Annotated in this window: 12 protein-coding genes; 8 read left to right on the top strand and 4 right to left on the bottom strand. The window is 69.5% G+C overall.

Translation table 11 applies throughout. The features are described 5' to 3' along the window. Positions 1 to 5: 5 nt before the first annotated feature. The 4 genes from FVF75_RS01635 to murD all read left to right on the top strand — a co-directional run bounded on the left by FVF75_RS01635 (position 6) and on the right by murD (position 5520). Positions 6 to 1496 carry a UDP-N-acetylmuramoyl-L-alanyl-D-glutamate--2,6-diaminopimelate ligase gene (locus tag FVF75_RS01635; protein ID WP_148376003.1) on the top strand — a complete coding sequence of 497 codons (1491 nt, stop codon included), beginning with the start codon at positions 6 to 8 and terminating at the stop codon, positions 1494 to 1496. Then, positions 1493 to 2917 carry a UDP-N-acetylmuramoyl-tripeptide--D-alanyl-D-alanine ligase gene (locus tag FVF75_RS01630; RefSeq protein WP_148376002.1) on the top strand — a complete coding sequence of 475 codons (1425 nt, stop codon included), beginning with the start codon at positions 1493 to 1495 and terminating at the stop codon, positions 2915 to 2917. The genes FVF75_RS01635 and FVF75_RS01630 overlap by 4 nt, the downstream gene beginning before the upstream one ends. 17 nt (positions 2918 to 2934) lie before the next feature. Continuing rightward, positions 2935 to 4023: a phospho-N-acetylmuramoyl-pentapeptide-transferase gene (gene mraY, locus FVF75_RS01625; protein ID WP_148376001.1), complete on the top strand. Its 1089-nt coding sequence runs from the start codon at positions 2935 to 2937 to the stop codon at positions 4021 to 4023. Positions 4024 to 4116: 93 nt separating this feature from the next. Then, positions 4117 to 5520: a UDP-N-acetylmuramoyl-L-alanine--D-glutamate ligase gene (gene murD, locus FVF75_RS01620; protein ID WP_148376000.1), complete on the top strand. Its 1404-nt coding sequence runs from the start codon at positions 4117 to 4119 to the stop codon at positions 5518 to 5520. On the opposite strand, the gene FVF75_RS01615 is transcribed toward murD, so the two are convergent. Further along, positions 5498 to 6523, bottom strand: a complete 1026-nt coding sequence (locus FVF75_RS01615) for an NAD-dependent epimerase/dehydratase family protein (RefSeq protein WP_148375999.1) — start codon at positions 6521 to 6523, stop codon at positions 5498 to 5500. The two genes, murD and FVF75_RS01615, sit on opposite strands and share 23 nt — an antisense overlap. A gap of 128 nt (positions 6524 to 6651) precedes the next feature. On the opposite strand from FVF75_RS01615, the gene FVF75_RS01610 reads away from it, so the two are divergent. Both FVF75_RS01610 and FVF75_RS01605 read left to right on the top strand, forming a co-directional pair. Beyond that, positions 6652 to 8151, top strand: coding sequence for a hypothetical protein (locus FVF75_RS01610; RefSeq protein WP_148375998.1), 1500 nt, complete (start codon positions 6652 to 6654; stop codon positions 8149 to 8151). Positions 8152 to 8219: 68 nt separating this feature from the next. Beyond that, positions 8220 to 9143 carry a DMT family transporter gene (locus FVF75_RS01605; protein ID WP_148375997.1) on the top strand — a complete coding sequence of 308 codons (924 nt, stop codon included), beginning with the start codon at positions 8220 to 8222 and terminating at the stop codon, positions 9141 to 9143. A gap of 84 nt (positions 9144 to 9227) precedes the next feature. Here the strand turns inward: FVF75_RS01605 and FVF75_RS01600 are convergent, their stop codons facing one another. Both FVF75_RS01600 and FVF75_RS01595 read right to left on the bottom strand, forming a co-directional pair. Beyond that, positions 9228 to 9443, bottom strand: coding sequence for a hypothetical protein (locus FVF75_RS01600; RefSeq protein ID WP_148375996.1), 216 nt, complete (start codon positions 9441 to 9443; stop codon positions 9228 to 9230). Then, positions 9440 to 10816, bottom strand: a complete 1377-nt coding sequence (locus tag FVF75_RS01595; protein ID WP_148375995.1) for an FAD-binding oxidoreductase — start codon at positions 10814 to 10816, stop codon at positions 9440 to 9442. The genes FVF75_RS01600 and FVF75_RS01595 overlap by 4 nt, the downstream gene beginning before the upstream one ends. A 77-nt stretch (positions 10817 to 10893) precedes the next feature. On the opposite strand from FVF75_RS01595, the gene FVF75_RS01590 reads away from it, so the two are divergent. Together FVF75_RS01590 and FVF75_RS01585 are read left to right on the top strand one after the other, a co-directional pair. Continuing rightward, positions 10894 to 12582, top strand: a complete 1689-nt coding sequence (locus tag FVF75_RS01590) for a chloride channel protein (protein ID WP_148375994.1) — start codon at positions 10894 to 10896, stop codon at positions 12580 to 12582. 104 nt (positions 12583 to 12686) lie between these two features. Continuing rightward, the gene (locus FVF75_RS01585) at positions 12687 to 13187 is read left to right on the top strand and encodes a hypothetical protein (RefSeq protein WP_148375993.1); all 501 of its coding nucleotides are present in this window, start codon (positions 12687 to 12689) and stop codon (positions 13185 to 13187) included. A 106-nt stretch (positions 13188 to 13293) separates the two neighbouring features. On the opposite strand, the gene FVF75_RS01580 is transcribed toward FVF75_RS01585, so the two are convergent. Continuing rightward, positions 13294 to 13635 (bottom strand): DUF427 domain-containing protein, encoded by a 342-nt coding sequence (locus tag FVF75_RS01580; RefSeq protein ID WP_148375992.1) that lies wholly within the window; start codon positions 13633 to 13635, stop codon positions 13294 to 13296. Between the last annotated feature and the right edge of the window lie 19 nt (positions 13636 to 13654).

Here is a 13654-nt window from a genome sequence, read left to right as displayed (position 1 = left end):
TGATTATGACCGCGCGCGCTGACACCACCACCCTTGCCGCCCTTGGGCTGTCCGCCCGGGGCAAGCGCGAGGCGGCCATCACCGGCCTGTCGGTCGACAGCCGCAAGGTGCGCCCCGGCCACCTGTTCGCCGCCCTTCCCGGCAGCCGCATCCACGGCGCCGAGTTCATCCAGTATGCCCTGCGCATGGGCGCGGGCGCGATCCTGACCGACCCCGAGGGGCTGCGCCTGGCGCATGACCTGATCGTCGAACATGACCCGGTGCTGGTCGTCACCGAAGACCCGCGCGCGGCGCTGGCATGGGCGGCGGCGCTGTTCTACGGCAAGCAGCCCGAAGTGATGGTGGCCGTCACCGGCACCAATGGCAAGACCTCGGTGGCCAGCTTTACCCGGCAGATCTGGTCGCTGCTGGGCCTGCCTGCGGTCAACATCGGCACCACCGGCGTCGAAGGCGCCTTCGCCGCGCCCTCGGCCCACACCACGCCCGAGCCGATCACCCTGCACGAGATGCTGGCCGAGATGGCCGACCACGGCGTGACCCACGCCGCGATGGAAGCCTCCTCGCACGGGCTGGACCAGCGGCGCCTGGACGGGGTGCGCCTGGCCGCCGCAGGCTTCACCAACTTCTCGCAGGACCACCTCGATTATCACGAGAACTTCGACGACTACTTCGCCGCCAAGGCGGGGCTGTTCACCCGCGTGCTGCCCGAGGATGGCATCGCGGTGATCAACATAGACGACGCCAAGGGCTGGGCGCTGGCGCGGCTGTGCGAGGGGCGCGGGCAGGAGGTCATCACCGTCGGCGAGGACGAGCGCGCGACGCTGCGCATCGTCAACCGCCGCTTCGGCGCCACCGGGCAGGAACTGCGCTTTCACTGGCAGTTCCAGCCCAAACAGGCGCGGCTGAACCTGATCGGCGGCTTTCAGGCCGAAAACGTGCTGATGGCCGCCGGGCTGGCGATCGCCGCCGGCTCGGCCCCCGAGGACGTGTTCGCCACCTTCGACGAGCTTCATACCGTGCGGGGCCGGATGCAATGGGCCGCCACCCGCGAGAACGGCGCGGCGGTGTTCGTCGACTATGCCCACACCCCCGATGCGCTGGCCACCGCGCTGGCCGCACTTCGCCCGCATGTGATGGGCCGGATCGTGGTGGTGTTCGGGGCTGGCGGCGACCGCGACCGCTCCAAGCGCGCCCGCATGGGCGAGGCGGCGGCACAGCATGCAGACATCGTCATCGTCACCGACGACAACCCGCGCTCCGAAGACCCCGCCGCGATTCGCGCCATGGTGATGTCCGGCTGCCCCGAAGCCACCGAGGTCGGCGACCGCGCCGAGGCGATCCTGCGCGGCGTCGACATGCTGGGGGCGGGGGACGCGCTCCTGATCGCGGGCAAGGGGCACGAGACCGGCCAGATCGTCGGCGACGACGTGCTGCCGTTCGACGATGCCGAACAGGCCTCGGTCGCGGTGGCCGCGCTCGAAGGCCGGCTGGCATGAGCCTTTGGACCGCCGCCGACGCCGCCCGCGCCACCGGCGGGCAGGCGCGCGGCGACTGGGCCGCGCAGGGCGTGTCGATCGACAGCCGCACGATCCGCCCCGGCGATCTGTTCGTGGCGCTGTCCGACCAGCGCGACGGGCATGATTTCGTGGCGCAGGCGCTGGCATCGGGCGCCGCCGCCGCGATGGTCAGCCGCATTCCCGAGGGTGTTGCCGACGACGCACCGCTTCTGCTGGTCGACGACGTGCTGGCCGCGCTCAGCCGCCTTGGCGCCGCCGGACGGGCGCGAAGCCGCGCGCAGGTGGTGGCTATCACCGGCTCGGTCGGCAAGACCTCGGCCAAGGAAATGCTGCGCACCGCCCTGCGGGGACAGGGCCGCGTCCATGCCGCCGAGGCCAGCTACAACAACCACTGGGGCGTGCCCCTGACGCTGGCGCGGATGCCTGTTGACACCGATTTCGCCGTCCTCGAGATCGGCATGAACCACCCCGGCGAGATCGCACCGCTGGCCCGCCTGGTGCGCCCGCATGTGGCGCTGATCACCACCATCGCGGCGGCGCATCTTGCGGCCTTCGACGGGATCGAGGGCATCGCCCGTGAAAAGGCCGCGATCTGCGAGGGGCTGGAGCTGGGCGGCACTGCCATCCTGCCCGGCGACCTCGACACCACCCCGATCCTGACCGGGGCGGCCAGCGCGCGGGGCTTGCGTGTCGCGACCTTCGGTGCCGCGCCCGGCAACGACCTGATCCTGGATCGGGTGGACCTGTCGGACGACACCACCTGCGCGCGGATGCGGCTGGGCGAGGTCGTCCAGCTTGTCCGCCTCGCCACCGCCGGGCGGCATTTCGCGATGAACGCGCTGGGCGTGCTGGGCGCGGTGCGTGCGCTGGGCGCCGACGTGACGCTGGCCGCGCGCGCGCTGGGCGACTGGCAACCGCCCGCCGGGCGCGGCACCCGCGAGGCGATCTGGCTCGACCCGGTCGAAGACCTGTCGCTGATCCTGATCGACGATGCCTTCAACGCCAACCCGACCTCGATGGCCGCCGCGCTCGAGGTGCTGGCCGCCGCGCATCCGGTCAACGACGCCGGGCGCGTCGCGCGGGGGCGGCGCATCGCGGTGCTGGGCGACATGCTGGAGCTTGGCCCGGACGAGGCCGCGCTTCACGCCGCCCTGGCCGACCTGCCCGCGCTGGCCGCGCTCGACCGGGTGCATTGCGTCGGGCCACGCATGCGCGCGCTCTGGACCAGGCTGCCCGCCGAAACCCAGGGCCAGTGGTCCGAAACCGCCGAGGGCCTGATCCCCCGCATCCGCCACCTGGTCGATGCCGGCGACGTGGTTCTGGTGAAGGGCTCGAAAGGCTCATACGTCAGCCGCGTGGTTGACGCGGTGCGCAAACTGGGCCATCCGCAGGACGACTGAAAAATGGGACGCGCTGGATGCTATACTGGTTGACCGAATTTTCCGACGGGGGCGATGTATTCAACCTGTTCCGATACATCACCTTCCGCGCCGGCGGCGCCTTTTTCACGGCCCTGATCTTTGGTTTCCTGTTCGGACGTCCCCTGATCAACCTGTTGAAACGGCGCCAGAAATCCGGCCAACCGATCCGCGTCGACGGCCCCGAGGGCCATGTCGAGACGAAAGCGGGCACGCCCACGATGGGCGGCGTTCTGATCATCGGCGCGATCGCGGTGGCGACGCTCTTGTGGGCGCGGCTCGACAATGGTTTCGTGCTGATGGTGCTGGGGGTGACGCTCAGTTTCGGGCTGATCGGGTTTGCCGACGACTTCTCCAAGATCCGCAAGAATGACAATTATTCCGGCCTGTCGGGCAAGACCCGCCTGCTGCTGGAAGGCGTGATCGCGCTGGGCGCGGCCTGGTTCGTGGCGCAGTTTCACCCGGCGGAGCTTACCAACCAGTTGGCGCTGCCGGTGTTCAAGGACACGCTGATCAACCTGGGCTGGTTCTTCCTGCCGTTCGCGGGGTTCGTCATCGTCGGCGCGGCCAACGCGGTCAACCTGACCGACGGTCTGGATGGCCTTGCGATCATGCCGGTGATGATCGCGGCGGGCACGCTGGGCATCATCGCCTACGCGGTCGGGCGGGTCGACTTCACCGAGTATCTCGAGGTTCACTATGTCCCCGGCACCGGCGAGCTTCTGATCTTCGCCGCCGGTCTGATCGGGGGCGGGCTGGGGTTTCTTTGGTATAACGCACCGCCCGCCGCCGTGTTCATGGGCGACACCGGCTCGCTGGCGCTGGGCGGCGCGCTGGGGGCGATCGCGGTGGCAATGAAGCACGAGGTGGTGCTGGCCATCGTCGGCGGCCTGTTCGTGGTCGAGGCGCTGTCGGTCATCATCCAGGTGCTCTATTTCAAGCGCACCGGCAAACGGGTGTTCCTGATGGCCCCGATCCACCACCACTTCGAGAAACGCGGCTGGTCCGAACCGCAGATCGTGATCCGCTTCTGGATCATCGCGCTGGTGCTGGCGCTGATCGGGTTGGCGACGCTCAAGGTGCGCTGAGGCAAGGCGCTTCGAAGCGGTGTCCCCCCGCCGCCTCTGGCAAAACGGGCCGCAACCGGCTACCAAATTCCGAGCATCAACCGGAGCCCCGCCATGATCCCCGTCCGTGGATACGAAGGCCAGAACGTCGCCGTGCTCGGCCTTGGCCGCTCCGGCCTCGCCACCGCCCGCGCGCTTGAGGCCGGGGGCGCCAACGCGCTCTGCTGGGACGACAGCCCCGAGGCGCGCACCCGCGCCGAAGGTGAGGGTCTCGGCCTGCACGACCTGTCGCGCCGCGATGCCTTCGACAACCTCGCCACCCTGATCGCCTCGCCCGGCATCCCGCATCTCTACCCCGCGCCCAACCGCCACATCGCCCGCGCGATGGCCGCCGGCGTGCCGGTCGACAACGATATCGGGCTGTTTTTCCGCTCCTTCGCGACGCCCGAATGGGACAACATGGAGACGCCGCCCAAGGTCGTCGCCATCACCGGATCGAACGGCAAATCCACCACCTCGGCGCTGATCCACCACATCCTGACCGAGGCCGGGCGCCCGGCGCAGCTTGGCGGCAATATCGGGCGCGGCGTGCTCGACCTCGACCCGGGCAGCGACGGGGGCGTGGTGGTGCTGGAACTGTCGAGCTATCAGACCGAGCTTGCCCGCGCCCTCACCCCCGACATCGCGGTGTTCACCAACCTCAGCCCCGACCACCTCGACCGGCACGGCGGCGTGGGCGGCTATTTCGCGGCCAAGCGGCGGCTCTTTGCCGAGGGCGGGCCGGATCGCGCCATCATCGGCGTGGACGAACCCGAGGGCGTGTTCCTCGCGGGCCAGATGGCCGAGGGGCCGGGGGATGACCGGGTGATCCGGGTGTCGGTCGACCACAAGCTGACCGGCCCCGGCTGGCAGGTGTTCGCGCGCAAGGGCTATCTGTCGGAATACCGCAAGGGCCGGCAGGTGGCCTCGATCGACCTGCGCGACATGTCCGGCCTGCCCGGCAGCCACAACCACCAGAACGCCTGCGCCGCCTTCGCCGCCACCCGCGCGCTGGGCCTTGGGCCACGCCAGATCGAGGCGGCGCTGGCCAGCTTCAAGGGCCTGCCGCACCGCTCGCAACTGGTGGGCGAGGCGAATGGCGTGCGCTTCGTCAACGATTCCAAGGCCACCAACACCGACAGCGCCGCCGCCGCCCTGACCGCCTTTGCCCGGGTGCGCTGGATCGCCGGCGGGCTGGGCAAGGAGGGCGGCATCGCGGCGCTGGCGCCGCATCTGGGCCATGTCGCCAAGGCCTACCTGATCGGCCATTCGGCGCGCGAATTCGCGCTGGCGCTGGGCGATACGCCGCACGAGATCTGCGACACCATGGCGATCGCGGTCGCGCGCGCCGCCGACGAGGCCGAGCCGGGCGATACCGTGCTGCTCGCCCCCGCTGCCGCGAGCTTCGACCAATACCCCGATTTCGAGGCGCGGGGCGAGGATTTCACCGCACTCGTCAAGGCACGTCTGGCGGATTGACCCCGTAGTAGCGCCGGATCAGCGCCGCGTCGCCCGCGCGAAGGGCCGCCAGCGGCTCGGAGCGCGACACCAGGAACGCCTTGGCCGGACGCCGCGCAAGGGTCAGCGCCGCGCGCCGCCACCACGGCCAGTCTGCGGCAATCTCGTCGAGGTGGCTGGCCAGCGTGTCCTTGCGGAAATGCAGGATGTCCTCCAGCGCATCGCCATCCATGTAATGGCCGCAATGAAAGTTGCGCGTGGCGAAGGCCGCCTCGGGCAGGTCGAACCGGCCCAGCCCGATCCGCGCGAACACCGCCTCGAGATAGGCGCGAAAGGTGGTGCGGCAGGCCGCCCCGCCGCCCAGGTTGAAGGTCTTGCCCGCCAGCGCCGCGCGCGCGTGACGCGCCGCCGCCAGCGCCCGGCCCGTATCCTCGGGCGTCAGGATTTCCAGCTTGGTGTCCAGCGGCATGTGGAACATCAGGGGCGTCATCCGGTGCCCGCCCATCACCGCCGACAGCCGCAGGATCGTCCAGTCGAGCGGCCCCCGGCGCACCACCTCTTCCCCGGCGATCTTGGTGGTGGCGTAGTGGTCGCCCTCGGAGGGGGCCAGCGGATCGCCCACCCGGATATCGGGGTCGGCGCAGCGGTCGCCGTAGACCGAGATCGACGAGGCATGGATGAAGAATGCCCCCGGCGCCTCGCGCGCCAGGGTGGCGATGAGCGCCCCGGTGCCGCCGATATTGACCCGGTCGGCCAGATCGGGCTGGTCGTCGGCCAGGGGCGGCAGCACCGCCGCCAAGTGGATCGCCGCCGTCACCCCGCCCAGCCTGCCCGCCAGCGTCGCCGCATCTGCGATGTCGCCCGCCACCTTCTCGACAGCGGTGCCAAGCCGGGCCAGCGCCCGAGCGTCGCGGTCGGTGGCGAGGATTTCGGGGCGGTCGGGGGCCGCCACGAGGGCAGCGACCGTCGCGCGCCCGACGATGCCCGCGGCCCCGGTGACCAGCACACGTTCCTTGTTCGTCATGTCCGTTCACTCGACCCGTTCAGGCGCCAATTGCGGTGCGTGTGGAAAAATGCCGGCAATCATGGCATGATAGCGGTCACGAGGGCGTATCGGAACCGTCGAATTCGCGAAGGGGGCGCGTTTCAGCGATGGGGGGTCAGTGCAATTCCGACCGTTGGCGGCCCGCGCCGCGGCAAGGCGATCTTGTCCGGGCGGCGCTGACGCTGTTGGCGGCATTCCTGCTTGCGGGCTGTTTCGCAGCGGGTGACGCGCCGTTGCTGGACAGCCGCGAGGCGACGACGCAACTGCCGGCGCGCTTTGCGCTGGCCGGCCTCGATGCGCGGGGTCAGATCGAAACTGGCAGCAGCGAGCTTGCCGGCGGTCTGCCGGCCTTGTTGAAAGTGGGCCTCGCCGACGGAGAATACAGGATCGAGTCGCAGGGCGCCGGTGCCCGTCCCGAGGATTTGCAGGGCTTTCGCCTCTATCCCCTCGACGGCGGGTGGCTTGGCGTTGAACTGCGAACCGGAGACACCGCGCCGGCGTATTACTACACGATCCTGCGACTTGCTGACGACACCGTCGAACTGGCGGTGCCAAGCCGGATCGGCGATCTCGGCAAGGATCTGGAGGCCGCCGGTATCGCCCATGAGAAAGTGCTGGGCTGTTGCAGCTTCGACGACCCGGCCGCGCTTCGCCGTGCCCTGACGCTGGCCACCGGCAAGGCCGATGCGCTGGACATGGTGCGCTACCGGGTCGTGACCGATGCCGAAACCGTCGCGCGGCTCGACAAGCTGGCCTTGGCGTTGGCGAAACAGGAACGCGCCGCCGAGGCCGCAAGGGCGGAAGAGAAAGCCGCGCCCGAGGCAGGCGGCTCCATCGGGCCGATATCCGATCTCGCCACCCAGGTGCTTGCCAGCCCCTGGGCCAGGACGGATGGCGACTACCGGGTGATGCGGGTCGAGTTCTACCGCGCCGTGATCCTGCAATTCTCGGTCAAGCCCGACCGTTCGGTCTGCACCTTCCTGATCGCCTTCCGCGATCGCCGCGACGGGGACGTGAACAAGGGGCTCGACCGGGGCTGCGACGGCACGCTCGAGCGGATTCAGCTGGTCGGCGGCGAGGCGGAAACCCGCCCGCCCACCCGGGCAGAGCGCGACGAGATCGCGCCGGTGCTGGCCGCCTTGCCGGCGCTGTTCGACGCGGTCGATGACTTTGCGACATATACGCCCCGGGCGCAGCTTGCGCTCCTGCCCGATCCCGAGGTGATCGGGCGCAATCGCGCGCTTCTTCAGGACATGGCAGACGCCGCAACGGCCTCGGCCCTGCGACCGGTCCCGGACCCGGAGCGGCGCGGCTCGAGCGACGTGATCCTCAAGATCTGGGTCGGTGGCGGGCGCGACGACGGCGGTTTCGAGGTGTTTTTCCTGGCCAGGACCGGGGCCGGCAACCGGCTTTACGACTGCTACTGGGGGTCGGACGGGCCGGAAGGGGAATGGTCGATGATCGACGACGATTGCGACGCGATCCCGGAAAGCGCGTCGGAGCGCGGGCGGATACGTGTCCTGAACGCCGCCGGCAATGAAAAGGCGGTGCAGGGCATGCTGCTCGACGTGGCACGCTTCGCCAGGGTCGCCAACGAGAGGTTCTGAGCATCGGGTGAACCCGCGCGGGCGGCTCAGGCTTGCCGGTCGGCGCGCTTCGTGATCAACCGAAGGTCATGAACGTCAAACTCGCCGTCCTTCTGAAACTCGCAGCCGTCGCCACCTTCGTGGCGATGCAGGCCCTGATCAAGGCCACCGATGGCCGCGTGCCGCCGGGCGAGGTGGTGTTCTTTCGCTCGTTGTTCGCCTTTCCGGTGATCATCGTCTGGCTCGCCTGGCGGCGCGAATTGCGCGTCGGGCTCAAGACCGACAACCTGATGGGCCATGTCTGGCGCGGCATGATCGGCACGCTGTCGATGGGGCTGGGGTTTGCCGGGCTGACCATGCTGCCGCTGCCCGAGGTCACCGCGCTGGGCTATGCCGCGCCGATCCTGGTGGTGGTCTTCGCCGCGATGTTCTTGGGCGAGGAGGTGCGGCTGTTTCGCCTGTCGGCGGTGGCGCTGGGCATGGTCGGGGTGCTGATCGTGCTGTCGCCGCGCCTGACCACCCTGACGGCGGGCCAGGTCGAGGCGGTTCAGGCGCTGGGGGCGGCGCTGGTGTTGATGTCGGCGATCTTCGCGGCGCTGGCGCAGATCTTCATCCGCAAGCTGGTGATGCGCGAACGCGCGGCCACGGTGGTGTTCTACTTCACCCTGTCCTCGATGCTGCTGGCGCTTCTGACGCTGCCGTTCGGCTGGGTGGTGCCATCGGGCATGGACGCGGCGCTGCTGGTCGGGGCCGGGACGCTGGGGGGCATCGGGCAGGGGCTCGCGACCTCGGCTTATCGCTTCGCGCCGGCCTCGGTGGTGGCGCCGTTCGACTATGCTTCGATGCTGCTGGCCATTGCCATCGGCTACGTGATCTTCGCCGAGGTGCCGACCCGCACCACCCTGGGGGGTGCGGCGCTGATCGTGGTGGCGGGCATCGTGATCATCTGGCGCGAACACCAGTTGGGGGTCGAGCGCGACCGGGCCCGCCGGGCGATGCCGCCGCAGGGCTGACCCGGCCGCCGCCAGAATGAGCGCCTGCGGCGCGCTCGGTTCTTCGTGTTTGAGTATTTGCCACCAAGATGAAGGGGCAGGGGGTCACTTGGGCGGCTTTGTCCAGCGTCGCCACAAGGGTTTGACGTCGAGCGCCGCCACCGCCACCCCCAGCGGGATCATCCAGAAACCCAGCACCGGCAGAAAGCCCAGGATGCCGCCGGCGATCAGCACGATCCCCGCCACCAGCCGCAATCCCGGCGGCAGGCGGCTGCGGCTCCAGGCCAGCGTTCTCGCCCAGGTCTTGCGAAAGCGGTTCATCGGTTCACCCGAACCATCTTGCCCGGATTCAGGATGCCGTTGGGGTCGAGCGCCTGCTTGATCGCCGCCATCACCGCCCAGCCCTCGCCATGCTGTTTCGCCATGTAGTCGAGCTTGCCGATGCCGATGCCGTGTTCACCGGTCACGGTGCCGCCGAGGTCCAGCGCGCGCGTCGCCATGCGCGCGGACAGGCGCCGGGCCTCGGCGAGGTCGGCGGGGCTGTCGGGGTCGACCAGCAGGATGGCGTGGAAATTGCCGTCGCCGACATGGCCGAGGATCGGGCCGGGGATCGAGGCGGCCTCGATGTCGGCGCGGGTGTCCTCGACCGCCTGGGCAAGGCGCGAGATCGGCACGCAGATGTCGGTGATCAGCGCCGTGGCGCCGGGTTTCAGCCCCAGGCAGGCCCAGTAGGCGTGGTGACGCGCCGCCCAGAGCGCGTTGCGGTCCTCGGTGCGGGTGGCGGTCTGGATGCCCTGCGCGCCGAAATCGGCGGCGATCTCGGCGAAGGTGGCGGCGTCCTCGGCGACCGCGCCGTCGGAGCCGTGGAACTCGACGAAAAGGTGCGGAGTCTCGGGCAGGTCGGTGCCGGCATGGGCGTTGACCGCGGCGATGGAGGCCTCGTCGAGGAACTCGATCCGCGCCATCGGCACGCCCGCCTGGATCACCGCCGTGACCGCGCCGACCGCCGCTGCGATGCTGTCGAAGGCGCAGGTGCCGGCGGTGATCGCCTCGGGCTGGCCCTGCAGTTTCAGGGTCAGTTCGGTGATGATGCCCAGCGTGCCCTCGGAGCCCAGCATCAGCGCGGTCAGGTCGTAGCCGGCGGCGGATTTACGCGCATCGGTGCCGGTTCGCACGATGCGCCCGTCCGCCAGCACCACCTCGAGCGCCAGCACGTTGTCGCGCATCGTGCCATAGCGCACCGCCGTGGTGCCCGAGGCGCGGGTCGCCGCCATGCCGCCCAATGATGCGTTGGCGCCGGGGTCGACCGGAAAGAACAGCCCCGTGGCGCGCAATTCGCGGTTCAGCGCCTCGCGCGTCAGCCCCGGCCCGACCACCGCCAGCATGTCGCCGGGCGAGACCCTGATCACCCGGTCCATGTGTCTGAAATCGAGGCTGACGCCGCCCTGTATCGCGCTGGTATGGCCCTCGAGCGCGGTTCCGGCGCCGTAGGCGATCAGCGGGCAGGCGTTTTCGTTGCAGATGGCGGCGATGGAGGCGACCTCTTGGGTGGTTTCGGGATAGGCCACGGCATCGGGCGGGGCCGGGGCGAAATGCGCCTCGGAGCGGCCATGGGCCGCCAGATCGGACTTGGACCGGCTGAGCCGATCGCCTAGAAGTGCCGAAAGCCCGGCAAGCGCAGTTTCGATGGTCATGCCATCCCCCGATGTGCCCCCGGGTCCAAGGTAGGCGCGCTTGCCAGCCGATGCAAAGACCGTGAAAGTCGGACCTGATGGCGAGACGGCTAAAATTTTACCTGTTTCGGCGCGCAGTTCGCCTGCGCCGCGAGTTGGCCGAGGCTTGGCACGTCTTGCGCGAGCAGGGACCGGGGCAGGTGCAGTTCTGGTTCATCGCCCTGGTGGTGGGCATCGCGGCGGGCTTCGCGGCGCTGGGGTTCCGGCTGGCGATCGGCTGGCTGGAGGCGTTCTTCTACCAGGCAGACGATGTCACCCTGATGCACACCAGTGCCAGCGCGCTGCCGTGGTACTGGGTGATGATCGTGCCGGTTCTGGGCGGGCTGGCGGTCGGGCTGATCCTGAGCTGGTTCACGCCCGACGGGCGGGTGCGCGCGGTGGCCGACGTGATCGAGGGGGCGGCGCTTTACGATGGCCGGGTCGAGCGGCGCGCCGGCGTCGGCTCGGCGCTGGCCTCGCTGATCACGCTGTCGACGGGCGGATCGTCGGGCCGCGAGGGGCCGGTGGTGCACATGGCCGCGGTCATCGCCACATGGGTATCGGGGCGGATCAATGCCTCGGGCGTGACCGGGCGCGACCTGTTGGGCTGCGCGGTGGCGGCGGCGGTCTCGGCCTCGTTCAACGCGCCGATTGCCGGGGCGCTGTTCGCGCTCGAGGTGGTGCTGCGGCATTTCGCGGTGCATTCCTTTGCCCCCATCGCCATCGCCAGCGTCGCGGGCACGGTGATCAACCGGCTGAAGTTCGGCGGTGTCTCCGAGTTCACCCTGCGCCAGTCGGGCGACGTGGCGTTCTACGTCGAATTGCCCGCCTTCCTGATCCTCGGGCTGGTGTCGGGCGTGGTCGCGGTGGTGCTGATCAAGTCGGTGTTCCTGGCCGAGGATCTCGGCGACAAGTTGCAGCGCGTCACCCGCCTGCCGCAGGTTCTGCGCCCGGCGCTGGCCGGGCTGATGCTGGGGGCGCTGGCGGTGTTCTTTCCGCATATCATCGGCGTCGGCTACGAGACCACCTCGCTGGCGCTGACCGGCGAGTTGCTGCTGCGTGAGGCCATCGTGCTCTGCGCGCTCAAGATCGTCGCGGTGTCGATCACCATGGGCGGGCGCATGGGCGGCGGCATGTTCTCGCCCGCGCTGATGGTGGGGGCGCTGACCGGGTTGGCCTTCGGGCTGATCGCCACGGCGGTGTTTCCCGACGTGTCCGGCTCGCAGACGCTCTATGCGCTGGCGGGCATGGGGGCGGTGGCGGCGGCGGTGCTGGGGGCGCCGATCTCGACCACGCTGATCATGTTCGAGCTGACCGGCGACTGGCAGACCGGGCTGGCGGTGATGGTCAGCGTGTCGCTGTCCTCGGCGCTGGCCTCGCGCTGGGTCGACATGAGCTATTTCCTGACCCAGCTCGAACGGCGCGGCATCCGCCTGGCCGCCGGGCCGCAGGCGTGGCTCATGTCGACGGTGCGGGTGGCCAGCGCGATGCAGAAGGCCGACGCCCCCGGCGCGCCGCCCGAGGAAAGCTGTTGGGAGCTGGTCGAGAGCGGCGTCTACATCGACGGCAACGCCACGCTGGAGGCGGCGATGCCGATGTTCGACCAGCACCGCGTCGATTTCATCCCGGTGGTGACGATCGGCGGCGAGGGCCAGCCGCCGGAATTGTGGGGGACGCTGCACCATGTCGATGCGCTCAAGGCATTCAACCGGGTGTTGGCCGAAACCGCCGCCGAGGAGCATTCCTGAGCGCCGTGGCGTCGCGCAAGCGTGACAAGCCCCCGGAAAGAAAGTGTTTTGCGTATCTATTGGACCGCGCTAGCCTGATCTTGCACAGGCAAGGAGGTCTTTCGATGTCGGATACCTTTGTTGCAGCGGCGGACGGGCTGGTGGAGGACGGGGTGCAGGAAAGCGGCATCCCGCTGAGCGACAGCCTGCGCCACTATCTCGCGATCACGCTGGCGCGCTTCATGCGCGATTGTCCGGGGCTCGACCGGCTGACGATCCGGGTGCTCCAGGCGATGGACGCGGACGCCCCGACCCCGGCGCTGCGCCGGCTGGCGGATGAATGCCTGATCGCCACCTCGCTGTTTCGCGCGCGGCTGGTGCATTCGGGCGGATCGCTGGGCCATTACATGGGGCTGGGGCAGAGCGCCTATGACGCGGCGCGGATGGTCGAGCAGGCCCATTCGTTTCCCGACATGCGCGACGTGATCGTCGCCGCCACCGACCGGGGCCGCGGCGAGAGCCTGACCAGCCGCATCGCGGCCGCCCGCGCCGGCAGCCGCATGGCGCGCGAGGCGCTGGCCGAGGACAATATCGTCGCCTTCCCGGCGCCGCGCTGGATCGTCTGAGGCCCGCGAAAAACGAGCGCCTGCGGCGCGCATGTTGGTCTCGGCCCCGTCCTTCGGACGGGGCCTCGGCCATGAGTATTTGCCGCCAAGATGAAGCGGCAGAGGGTCAGAGTTCCTCGACCGTGGCCTTGTCGGGATAGAAGGCGATGTGCCCGGCGATGGCCGCGACCGCGTCATGCGGGGTCTCGTAGCTCCAGCCCGCGTCGTCGATCACCGTGGATTTTGTGTGGATCGCGTAATAAGACGCCTCGCCCTTGTGCGGGCAGGTGGTGCGGGTCTCGGTCGGCTCGAGCATCGCCATGGCGAGGTCGCCCTTCGGGAAGTAGATGACCGGCGGCAGGTCGCCCTCGATCAGTTCCAGCGCCCGGTCGGTTTCGCCCAGCACCGCGCCACCGGCGCGCACCACCCATTTGCCGGGCTTGTCCCGAACTTCGATCGTCTTGGCCATGTCGTTCCCTTTCCTCATT

Origin of the sequence: Maritimibacter fusiformis (assembly GCF_008086115.1) — a bacterium.
Classification (GTDB): domain Bacteria; phylum Pseudomonadota; class Alphaproteobacteria; order Rhodobacterales; family Rhodobacteraceae; genus Muriiphilus; species Muriiphilus fusiformis.
The sequence above is the reverse complement of the archived record's forward strand: the minus strand, read 5'-3'. Positions and strand labels throughout refer to the sequence as shown.

What these genes read in the sequence shown, in the direction of transcription:
- FVF75_RS01635 (WP_148376003.1), top strand. Translation starts at nt 6, where the DNA reads ATGACCGCGCGCGCTGACACCACCACCCTTGCCGCCCTTGGGCTGTCC.
- FVF75_RS01630 (WP_148376002.1), top strand. Translation starts at nt 1,493, where the DNA reads ATGAGCCTTTGGACCGCCGCCGACGCCGCCCGCGCCACCGGCGGGCAG.
- mraY (WP_148376001.1), top strand. Translation starts at nt 2,935, where the DNA reads ATGCTATACTGGTTGACCGAATTTTCCGACGGGGGCGATGTATTCAAC.
- murD (WP_148376000.1), top strand. Translation starts at nt 4,117, where the DNA reads ATGATCCCCGTCCGTGGATACGAAGGCCAGAACGTCGCCGTGCTCGGC.
- FVF75_RS01615 (WP_148375999.1), bottom strand. Translation starts at nt 6,523, where the DNA reads ATGACGAACAAGGAACGTGTGCTGGTCACCGGGGCCGCGGGCATCGTC.
- FVF75_RS01610 (WP_148375998.1), top strand. Translation starts at nt 6,652, where the DNA reads ATGGGGGGTCAGTGCAATTCCGACCGTTGGCGGCCCGCGCCGCGGCAA.
- FVF75_RS01605 (WP_148375997.1), top strand. Translation starts at nt 8,220, where the DNA reads ATGAACGTCAAACTCGCCGTCCTTCTGAAACTCGCAGCCGTCGCCACC.
- FVF75_RS01600 (WP_148375996.1), bottom strand. Translation starts at nt 9,443, where the DNA reads ATGAACCGCTTTCGCAAGACCTGGGCGAGAACGCTGGCCTGGAGCCGC.
- FVF75_RS01595 (WP_148375995.1), bottom strand. Translation starts at nt 10,816, where the DNA reads ATGACCATCGAAACTGCGCTTGCCGGGCTTTCGGCACTTCTAGGCGAT.
- FVF75_RS01590 (WP_148375994.1), top strand. Translation starts at nt 10,894, where the DNA reads ATGGCGAGACGGCTAAAATTTTACCTGTTTCGGCGCGCAGTTCGCCTG.
- FVF75_RS01585 (WP_148375993.1), top strand. Translation starts at nt 12,687, where the DNA reads ATGTCGGATACCTTTGTTGCAGCGGCGGACGGGCTGGTGGAGGACGGG.
- FVF75_RS01580 (WP_148375992.1), bottom strand. Translation starts at nt 13,635, where the DNA reads ATGGCCAAGACGATCGAAGTTCGGGACAAGCCCGGCAAATGGGTGGTG.